This is a genomic window from Streptomyces corallincola (assembly GCF_019104725.1).
GTDB classification, from domain to species: Bacteria; Actinomycetota; Actinomycetes; order Streptomycetales; family Streptomycetaceae; genus Streptomyces; species Streptomyces corallincola.
Genome location: NZ_JAHRXF010000008.1, coordinates 164,358 through 173,673 on the forward strand (window position 1 = coordinate 164,358; position 9,316 = coordinate 173,673).

At 73.4% G+C, this 9,316-nt stretch carries 7 protein-coding genes and 1 CRISPR repeat array; of the genes, 4 read left to right on the forward strand and 3 right to left on the reverse strand.

Annotation, left to right across the window (positions count from 1 at the left end; genetic code table 11):
- The first annotated feature begins 669 nt into the window (after window positions 1–669).
- From KUM39_RS08655 to KUM39_RS08665, 3 genes are all read left to right on the forward strand, one after another.
- On the forward strand, window positions 670–918 hold the full coding sequence (locus KUM39_RS08655) for a DUF6412 domain-containing protein (RefSeq protein WP_246619834.1): 249 nt from the start codon (window positions 670–672) through the stop codon (window positions 916–918).
- A gap of 284 nt (window positions 919–1,202) precedes the next feature.
- Window positions 1,203–2,066, forward strand: a complete 864-nt coding sequence (gene yidC, locus KUM39_RS08660; RefSeq protein ID WP_217784844.1) for a membrane protein insertase YidC — start codon at window positions 1,203–1,205, stop codon at window positions 2,064–2,066.
- Window positions 2,067–2,209: 143 nt separating this feature from the next.
- Window positions 2,210–3,067 carry a fumarylacetoacetate hydrolase family protein gene (locus KUM39_RS08665; RefSeq protein WP_217784845.1) on the forward strand — a complete coding sequence of 286 codons (858 nt, stop codon included), beginning with the start codon at window positions 2,210–2,212 and terminating at the stop codon, window positions 3,065–3,067.
- A 312-nt stretch (window positions 3,068–3,379) separates the two neighbouring features.
- Here the strand turns inward: KUM39_RS08665 and KUM39_RS08670 are convergent, their stop codons facing one another.
- From KUM39_RS08670 to KUM39_RS08680, 3 genes are all read right to left on the reverse strand, one after another.
- Window positions 3,380–4,267 carry an LLM class F420-dependent oxidoreductase gene (locus tag KUM39_RS08670; protein WP_217784846.1) on the reverse strand — a complete coding sequence of 296 codons (888 nt, stop codon included), beginning with the start codon at window positions 4,265–4,267 and terminating at the stop codon, window positions 3,380–3,382.
- Window positions 4,268–4,526: 259 nt separating this feature from the next.
- Window positions 4,527–5,018, reverse strand: a complete 492-nt coding sequence (locus KUM39_RS08675) for a heme-degrading domain-containing protein (protein WP_217784847.1) — start codon at window positions 5,016–5,018, stop codon at window positions 4,527–4,529.
- The gene (locus KUM39_RS08680) at window positions 5,015–6,091 is read right to left on the reverse strand and encodes a Gfo/Idh/MocA family oxidoreductase (protein WP_217784848.1); all 1,077 of its coding nucleotides are present in this window, start codon (window positions 6,089–6,091) and stop codon (window positions 5,015–5,017) included. Before KUM39_RS08680 ends, KUM39_RS08675 begins: the two co-directional genes overlap by 4 nt.
- A gap of 59 nt (window positions 6,092–6,150) precedes the next feature.
- Here KUM39_RS08680 and KUM39_RS08685 point away from each other — a divergent pair, with 59 nt between their 5' ends.
- Entirely contained in the window at window positions 6,151–7,533 is a 1,383-nt protein-coding gene (locus KUM39_RS08685) for an ROK family transcriptional regulator (RefSeq protein WP_217784849.1), read from the forward strand.
- Window positions 7,534–8,066: 533 nt separating this feature from the next.
- A CRISPR array of direct repeats spans window positions 8,067–9,277; the repeat unit is 29 nt; unit sequence GGGACCACCCCCGCCTGCGCGGGGACCTG.
- The last annotated feature ends 39 nt before the right edge of the window (window positions 9,278–9,316 follow it).

Consider the following 9,316-nt stretch of genomic DNA (forward strand, 5'->3'; position numbering starts at 1 on the left):
CGACAAAAGTGAGGCCCGGTCGGCCCCTGTGTCCGGCGGCCCCACACCGACGCGGCTGCCCGTACCGCACGGGCCGCCCTGCAGCGCGCCCCGTCGCGGGGGTGCCGTCCCCGTCCACAGCTTGTGCCGTGGTCGTCGGTTCGATCCGGATCGGTCGGATCATCCGCCCTGTGCTCCGGTCGTGGGGCGCGTGCGCAGGCGGGGCGGGGTACTGACGCGATGGCTGACGGCGCCTCCACGGCAGCCCACACCCCCGCGCCCCTCCCGGAATGGCGGTGCCTACGCCTACCGCCGCCCCCCCGGCGCCCTGCCCCCCCACTGGTCCCTGCTCCTCCTCGCCGCCGCCGTGCTCCCCGGTACGGTCCTCGTCCTCGTCGGCCGCTGGGCCGGTACCCCCGCGATCGAGGCATGGCGAACCGTCTGCCTCGCCGTCACCGTGCGGCTGTCAGGACGCGCCGCCACTGCCCGGAGCTTGCCCGAACGCCAGTCCGAAATCACCACCCGATCCGGTGATTTCGGAGCCGTGACCGGCGGGTAGCCTGACCGCGACGAGAGGAGGGGACCGTGCACGACGACGACACCGCGAGGCGGCAGACCGCAGCATTTCCTCACACCGCAGCATTTCCGCACGCCCTGACACTCGTGGCCGGGCTGGTCGTGCTGCACGGCATGCTTCTCGGCACCGGGGCCCTCTCCATAACCGTCGCGCTCGCCGCGACCGCCGCCGCCGGGTGGGCCCTCGTGCTCTGCTCGGTCGCCGCCGCCCGCTCCGTCCCCGCCGTTCCGCCCACCCGGGTGCGCACGGCGATACGGGACCGCGACCGGCGCACGGCGTTCCTCCCGCAGCGCGACCCCGACGCAGCCGGGCGCTGCAGGCCCCGGGCACCCGGACTCACCTTCCTGACGACCCACGCGTAGCGCTCGGCGGACACCCGCCGGACAGCGGTGATCACAGGACACGCGGGCACTCCACACCTCGGTAAGTGCCCCTTTTCCAGCCGCTGTTGAGCGTCACGCTCCCGCGTACCCCTCGCGCCCTTCACGCGGGTCGTCGCATCCGACACCAGCAGTACCGCATCACCGCGCCGCCCGCCGTGCCGCAGCCCTGAGCCGCGTCACCGCCCGGCCGCGCGGCTGTGCGGCCATGCCGACACCGGGCCCGTGGGCCCGCCCCGACGCGTACCCCTGTGGAGGGTTCAGCCATGTCCGTCTTCGCCCGCCTGGTCGAGCAACTCGCCGACCTGCTCCAGCCGCTCTGCGGGGCCTCGGCCACCGCGGCCGCGATCGTCCTGTTCACCGCACTCGTCCGACTCCTCGCCCACCCCCTCGCACGGGCCGCCGCACGCGGTACGCGAGCCCGCGCCCGGCTCCAGCCACGACTCGCGGAACTGCGCCGCAAGCACGCCCGTGACCCCGAGCGGCTGCGGCGGGCGGTCCTGGAGCTGCATGCCGAAGAGAAGGTCTCGCCGTTCTCCGGTCTCCTACCCGGTCTGCTCCAACTGCCCGTGTTCTTCCTGCTGTACCACCTCTTCACCGGGTCGTCCGCCGGTGCGGCGGGCGGCCTGCTCAGCCACACCCTGCTCTCCGCCCCGCTCGCCGGACACTGGTTGGACGCGCTCGCGCACGGCGGCCCGTTCGGCTCGGCGGGGCTGGTGTACGTCGCACTCTTCGCCCTGGTCGCCGCCGTCGCCACGGTCAATGTGATCCGCGCGAGGCGTACGGCGGACGCGGCCTTCCGTACGGCCGCGACCTCGGCCGCAACCACGCCAGCGCGCCCATCCGTATCGCGGACCTCGTCGGGCTCCGGCAACGACAAGGACCTGCGTACGGGAGAGGACGCGGGCAAGGCGAAGGGCCGGGGCAGGGGGAACGGCACTGGTGGGAGCAGTGCCGTCGGCAACGGCTCCGGTGAGCAGATACCCGGCTTGGCCGCCGCGGGCCGCGTCGCGCCGTACCTCTCCTTCCTGACCCTCGCCACCGTGGCCGTCGTACCGCTGGCCGCCGCGCTGTACGTCGTCACCAGCACCACGTGGACGGCAGTAGAGAGGGTCGTACTGGCCCGCTGAGGCGGGCCGCCGAGGGCGCGCGGGCCCCGGTCCGGTCCATGAACATGGTCTTGCGGACCGGACCGGGGGCTCGGAGGATCGAACAGTCCCGCGATGGCCGCATCCAACGGCCCGACGTGCCGTGATCGAGGGAGATGGTGACCATGAAGCTGCTGCGTGTGGGTCCGGCCGGGGCGGAGCGCCCGGCGCTGCTCGACGCCGACGGTATGGTGCGCGACCTGTCGGGTGTCGTGGCCGACATCGACGGGGCGTTGCTCGCCGACGAGGAGGCACTGGGCCGGGTGCGGGAGGCCGCCGCGTCCGGTGGACTGCCGGTGCTGGACGCGGCCGATCCGCGCATCGGTCCGCCGCTCGCCGGTATCGGCAAGATCGTCTGCATCGGCCTCAACTACCGTGACCACGCGGGGGAGACCGGTGCCGAGCCGCCCGCGGAGCCGGTGGTGTTCCTCAAGGCGCCGGACACGGTCGTCGGACCGGACGACACCGTGCTGGTGCCGCGTGGGGCGACCAAGACGGACTGGGAGGTCGAACTCGCGGTCGTGGTGGGCCGTACCGCCCGCTATCTGGAGTCGGCGGAGGAGGGACTCGCGCACGTCGCCGGATACATGGTCGCCAACGACGTGTCCGAGCGGGAGTTCCAGATCGAGCGTGCCGGGACCTGGGACAAGGGCAAGAACTGCGAGACGTTCAGCCCGCTCGGACCCTGGCTGGTGACGGCCGACGAGGTGCCCGACCCGCAGAACCTGGGGCTGCGGACCTGGGTGAACGGGGAGTTGAAGCAGGACGGTACGACCGCCGACCAGATCTTCCCGGTGGGGGAGGTGGTGGCGTACCTGAGCCGCTTCATGACGCTGTACCCCGGTGATGTGATCAACACCGGTACCCCGGCGGGTGTCGCTCTCGGCCGCCCCGAGCCCAAGCCGTATCTGCGCGCCGGTGACGTGGTCGAACTGGAGGTGGAGGGCCTGGGTCGGCAGCGGCAGGAGATGAAGGACGCGTGAGGGGTGCGCTCCGCGGCCGTCGTACCTTCCACGACGACCGGTCGCGGAGCCCGGCTCTCCGGGGGTGACCGAACGAGGGGGTGGGCGCGGGGGAGAGCGGGCGTACGCCGGGCACCGTCGCCGGTTCGGCGCGGAGGTTCGTCGCGGTGCCCGGCGGTGGCCGGTCGGCCGACCGCCACAGCAACCGCCCGGCTCGACCGGCAAGTACCGCCCGATCGGCGGACGTTCACCCGACCGACGAGCACCCGCCCTGCCGACGAGTACCCGCCCGCAGCCCGCCTGCCCGACCGGCGAGCGCCCGCCCGCTCCCCCTCAGCCCAGCAGGACCCCCGCCAGCCGCCGCCAAGCCGCTCGGGGCAGGTCGTCCGACCCGGCCTGTTCCACCACCTGGAGTGCCACATGATCCGCGCCCGCGTCCAGGAAGGCGTCGATCCGGGTGCGGATGCGGCTGTCGTCGCCCCACGCGTACAGGGCGTCGATCAGCCGGTCGCTGCCTCCGTCCGCGAGGTCGTCCTCGGTGAAGCCGAGCCGCAGGAAGTTGCCGGTGTAGTTGGGGAGGGTCAGGTACATCTCCAGGTGCCCGCGGGCCAGTGTGCGGGCACGGTCCGGGTCGGTCTCCAGGACGACCCCGAACTCCGGTGCCAGCAAGGGGGATCGACCCAGCAGCTCGCGGGCCCGCACGGTGTGTTCCGGGGTGACGAGGTAGGGGATGGCGCCGGCCGCCCGGTCGCGGGACAGGGCGAGCGTCTTCGGGCGGAGGGCCGCGAGGACCATGTCCCCGGCGGGCACTCCGGCCGCGTCGAGGTCGTCCACGTAGCCGACGAGGGAGGAGTACGGGCGGTGGTACTGCTCCGCCAGCTTGGCGTGGCTCGCGCCGAGACCGAGCAGGAAGCGGCCGGGGTGGGCGCCCGCGACCTCCGCGTACCCGGCGGCGCTCTCCTCGGGGGTGTACTGCCAGATGCTCTGGATGCTGGTGCCGACGACGAGACGGGTCGTCGCCTCCAGCAGGGGTACGGCGTGCCGGGCGGCGCTGCTGCCGCCGAGCCAGGCGGCGCCGAAACCGAGGTCCTCCAGTTCGGCGGCGGCCTCCGCGATGGCCCCCCGCCGGGCCGGGTCCTCCGAGCGGAGCCCGGTGCTCCAGACGCCGTAGCGGCCGATGCTGTCCTTGACGGCGCGTGCGCCGTCCGCCTGGTCGGTCATCGGGTGCGTTCCCTCCGGTCGGGTGTCGTGCCGTGATCCTCGTGCACACGGTTGCCCGAGCGATCGTCGTGCACGCGGGTGCCAACCGGAGGGAGCCGCGCGGGATTCCGGGGTGGGGAAGCCGTGCGGGGAAGACGGAGCGTGTCGGGAGGGAGGGAGGATCAGGAGGATTGGGAGGAGGAGAGCCGGAGGGGGAGTCCGGCCGGGCTAAGGGGGGTTGGCCGGAGGGGAGGTGTGCCGGACGGTCCGGGGGACAGCCCTACTTCCCGAGGAACCGTTCCAGTGCCGCCACCACCAGCGCGTGGTCCTCGATCTGGGGGAGCCCGGACACGGTGACCGAGCCCACCACGCCGACGCCCTCCACGGTGACGGGGAAGGAGCCGCCGTGCGCCGCGTAGGTGTCCGGGTCGAGCCGCGAGGACTCCTCGAACGTGGTGCCCTTGGCGCGGAAGCGGGCGCCGACGCGGTACGAGGCGACGCCGTAGCGCTCGACCACACGGCGCTTGCGGGCGATCCAGGCATCGTTGTCCGGTACGGAACCGGGCAGCGCCGCGTGGAAGAGCTGCTGGCCGGAGCGGTGGATGTCGATGGCGACCGGCGCGGCGCGCTCGCGGGCCATCCCGACCAGCAGGCTGCCCAGTTCCCAGGCGTCGTCGTACGTGAACTGCCGGAAGACCAGGCGGAGTTCCTGCTCGGCCAGCTCGTCCAAGGTGGGGGTGTGCGGAGTGGGGAGGTGCGGGGTCGTGGTCACAGGGTCACCGTCACTTTGTCGCGGGCGGAGCGGCGGGCCGCTTCGAGGACGTCGAGGGCGGCGGCGGCCTCCAGTGCGGTCACCGGGTTGGGTCCGGTGCCGGTGAGGGCGGCGGCGACGGCCGCGTAGTAGGCGGGGTAGTCGCCGGGGAGGGTGGGTACGGGGGTGCCGCCGCCGGTGACCGGGGACTCGCCGGAGCCCAGGCGGCCCCACAGTTCCTCGGGTTCCTCCCCCCAGGGCGCGCCGCCGGGGGTGGGGCGGGCACCCTCCCGGAGGGCTGCTTCCTGCGGGTCCAGGCCGTACTTCACGTAGCCTGCGCGCGAGCCCAGTACCCGGAAACGCGGGCCGAGTTGGGCGGTGGTGGCGGAGACGTACAGGTGGGAACGGACGCCACTCGTGTGGGTGACGGCGATGAACGTGTCGTCGTCCGCCTCCGCGCCCGGACGGCGGACGTCCGACTCCGCGTACACCTCGGCGGCCGGGCCGAACAGCACCAGTGCCTGGTCCACGACGTGGCTGCCGAGGTCGTAGAGCAGGCCCCCGATCTCCGCCGGGTCGCCGGACTCCCGCCAGCCTCCCTTCAGGCTGGGGCGCCAGCGCTCGAAACGGGACTCGAAGCGCTGCACGTCACCGAGGTCGCCGCGCGCGATGAGCTCGCGCAGGGTGAGGAAGTCGTTGTCCCAGCGGCGGTTCTGGAAGACGGAGAGCAGCAGGCCGCGCTCGTCCGCGAGGGCGGCCAGGCCGCGCGCCTCGGCGGCGGTCGCGGCGAGCGGCTTGTCCACGACGACCGGAAGGCCCGCCTCCAGGGCGGCGGTGGCGAGCGGTACGTGCGTCTTGTTCGGCGATGCCAGCACGATCAGGTCCAACTCGGCGGCGCGGGCGAAGAGTTCGTCCGGGGTCGCGGCGAGGCGTACGTCCGGGAACTCGGCGCGGGCCTGCTCCTGGCGCTCCGGGTTGGCGGTCACCACCGTGTCCAGGGCCAGGCCACCGGTCGCGGCGGTCAGCGGGGCGTGGAAGACAGAGCCTGCGAGGCCGTAGCCGACCAGGCCGACGCGGAGGGGGGTACCAGTCATGCCGTCCACTTTGGCAACGCTGTTGCCAAAGTGCAAGTGGCGGGGAGAATGGGGGTGTGATGAGCGAGACGTGGAGTGGGGTCGGTGCGGGGGCGGAGGGTGCTGGGGGTGCGGGTGCCGCGTCCGGCGCGGGCGCGGTGGTGGGTGCCGGTGCCGGTGCCGGTGCTCGTGCGGGTGCGGGTGCCGGTGTGGATGTGCCGGTGGCCGTACGAGGTGGTGGTTCGGGGGCGGGGGCCAATCTGCTCGCGCTGCGCAGCCACAACGCCGCGCTGGTGCTCAACCTGCTGCGTACCGCCGGTCGGGACGGCATCAGCCGCCTCGAACTCGCCGAACGCACCGGGCTGACCCCGCAGGCCGTCAGCAAGATCACCGCCCGGCTGCGCGAGGACGGTCTCGCCGCCGAGGCCGGTCGCCGCGCCTCCACCGGCGGCAAGCCCCGTACCGTACTGCGCCTCGTCCCCGAGGCCGGTCACGCGGTCGGCGTCCACCTCGACCGCGACGAACTCCGCGCGGTTGTCGTGGACTTGGACGGCAGCGTGCGGGGGGAGCGGTGCGCGCCCGTGGATCTCGGCGCGGGCGCGGACACGGTGGTGGGGGGTGTCGCGGAGGCGGTACGGGGGCTGGTCGGGGAGGTGCTGGGGGAGGCGCCGGGGGGTCGGCCGGTGCGGGGGGCGGCGGGGGCGCCGGTGCGTGTGCCGGGGGGCAAGCCCTCTACGGGCTCTGCGGGCTCTGCGGGCTCTACGGCTCCGGAGGCGTTGGCCGGTGTTCGTACTCTGCTCGGCGTAGGGGTGGCCCTACCCGGCCCGCTGGACCATACCTGCGGCGTACTCCACCGGGTGACCGGCTTCCCCGCATGGGACGGCTACCCCCTGCGTGACGCCCTCGCCGACCGCCTCGGTATCCCGGTCGCCATCGACAAGGACACCAACGCGGCGGCCCTCGGCCTCGCCCTCGACCCGTCCGCTCCGGCCCACGGCTCCTTCGCGTACCTCCACCTCGGTACGGGGCTCGGCGCCAGCCTCGTCATCGGCGGCACCGTACACCGGGGAGCCCGCACCGGTGCCGGTGAGTTCGGCCACCAAGTCCTGCAACTGGACGGCCCGTTGTGCTCCTGCGGCAACCGCGGCTGCGTGGAGGCGCTGTGCCTCGCGGCTGCTGGGCGAGGTGATGTACCGGAAGCCGCACGGGTGTTGGGGGTTGCGGCCGGAAATCTCGTCGGGCTGCTGGACATCGACCTCATTCTGCTGGGCGGCCGAATGATCCTTGAGGCCCCTGACACGTACGTCCAGGGAGTACGGGAGGTCCTGGAAGCCCGCGCCTGGCGCGAGGGCATCTCCTCGAATCCCATCCCAGTCCGTCTACCCCCCCGGCCCACGGGGGTGGTTGCGGAGGGCGCCGCGCAACTGCTGTTGGGGGCTGTGTTTGGGAGGGGGGTGGGGTGAGGGGGGTTTGGGGGTGGGGGCACGCTCCGGCGCCGCCCATAGGTGGGGCCACTCTCGCGTGTGCGGGGAACTGCGTCACTTTGAGACCGGATAGGTTCTGGGATGAAGGGCCATCCCCGCGTGTGCGGGGAAGCTGGGTGCGGGCCGTCCTCTGTGACGTCAGCCCCAGGGACCACCCCCGCAGGTGCGGGGAGATGGCCGACGGCATCATGCGCGTGAAATGGGACAAAGGACCACCCCCGCGTGTGCGGGGAGCTGCGCTGGCCGTACGACATGCTCAAGGCGGTCAAGGGACCACCCCCGCCTGCGCGGGGACCTGTCGTACTGCTCGCGCGGGTACACGTCCCGGCCGGGACCACCCCCGCCTGCGCGGGGACCTGAAGCAGGGCCTGAAGGACGTCACGCACCGGACGGGACCACCCCCGCCTGCGCGGGGATCTGTGATTGCGGGCCTACCCCGCCAAGGAGGACGATGGACCCCCCGCCTGCGCGGGGACCTGTCCAGCGGTGCAGGGGGATGCGGTCGGAGACCGGGGACCACCCCCGCCTGCGCGGGGACCTGATCCACCATGCGTGCACGGTGCCCTTGCACAGGGGACCACCCCCGCCTGCGCGGGGACCTGCACCCCAGCCCGTCGAGACCACCGACCGGCACGGGACCACCCCCGCGTGTGCGGGGACCTGGAGCGGTGGCAGGTGATCGGGGAGCCGATGGAAGGACCACCCCCGCGTGCGCGGGGACCTGTCACCCTCACAAACAAGTTCCTTCCTTCGGAAAGGACCACCCCCGCCTGCGCGGGGAGCTGCTGCCCACCCACCTACGTGCAGGAGACCCTCCGGGACCACCCCCGCCTGCGCGGGGAGCTGATCGACCCCGACAGGGTCGTCTGCTGCGCCGTGGGACCACCCCCGCCTGCGCGGGGAGCTGGAATGACATCAATGGAGAGCTGCAGGTATGACGGGACCACCCCCGCCTGCGCGGGGAGCTGGTGTTCAGCGCCGGGGGGTTCTGCGCGACCGGGGGACCACCCCCGCCTGCGCGGGGAGCTGGCGCTGGCCGAACACCCGGAGTGGGAAGCGGCGGGACCACCCCCGCCTGCGCGGGGAGCTGCTCGGTTGCGTGCTCCGTGTGCTCCTGGGCGAGGGACCACCCCCGCCTGCGCGGGGAGCTGTCCTGATGGACAGCCAGTTCGACATGTCCGATGGGACCACCCCCGCCTGCGCGGGGACCTGACTGCGCCGCTTCACCGACTTCCTCGTCTCCGGGGACCACCCCCGCCTGCGCGGGGACCTGCTCATCGCAGACACCCTCGGGAGTCTGCGGCAGGGACCACCCCCGCCTGCGCGGGGACCTGGCACCAGCACCTGGACGGCGCGGCGCTGCCACTGGGACCACCCCCGCCTGCGCGGGGACCTGCGCTGTCCACACCAGTCGCAGCAGGTCACGGCGGGACCACCCCCGCCTGCGCGGGGACCTGCCAGCGCCCGCCCGCCACCCCACGCACCAGCCGGGACCACCCCCGCCTGCGCGGGGACCTGATTCGCCACAGATCGCCCAGCGTGGTGGGGTCGGGACCACCCCCGCCTGCGCGGGGACCTGACGCCGCCGGACAGGTAGCTGTCGGGGGTCTCGGGACCACCCCCGCCTGCGCGGGGACCTGCTCGGCTCGGTAGGCGTTGAGCATCCGCTCGGTCTGCGCCTTGGCGTCAGCGGTGGGACCACCCCCGCCTGCGCGGGGACCTGACTCTCGACGCCGAGGGGCGGATCTCCACCCAAGGACCA

Coding starts and splice junctions, on each gene's coding strand:
- KUM39_RS08670 (WP_217784846.1), bottom strand. CDS start 4,267: ATGACCGACCAGGCGGACGGCGCACGCGCCGTCAAGGACAGCATCGGC.
- KUM39_RS08665 (WP_217784845.1), top strand. CDS start 2,210: ATGAAGCTGCTGCGTGTGGGTCCGGCCGGGGCGGAGCGCCCGGCGCTG.
- yidC (WP_217784844.1), top strand. CDS start 1,203: ATGTCCGTCTTCGCCCGCCTGGTCGAGCAACTCGCCGACCTGCTCCAG.
- KUM39_RS08685 (WP_217784849.1), top strand. CDS start 6,151: ATGAGCGAGACGTGGAGTGGGGTCGGTGCGGGGGCGGAGGGTGCTGGG.
- KUM39_RS08655 (WP_246619834.1), top strand. CDS start 670: ATGCTTCTCGGCACCGGGGCCCTCTCCATAACCGTCGCGCTCGCCGCG.
- KUM39_RS08680 (WP_217784848.1), bottom strand. CDS start 6,091: ATGACTGGTACCCCCCTCCGCGTCGGCCTGGTCGGCTACGGCCTCGCA.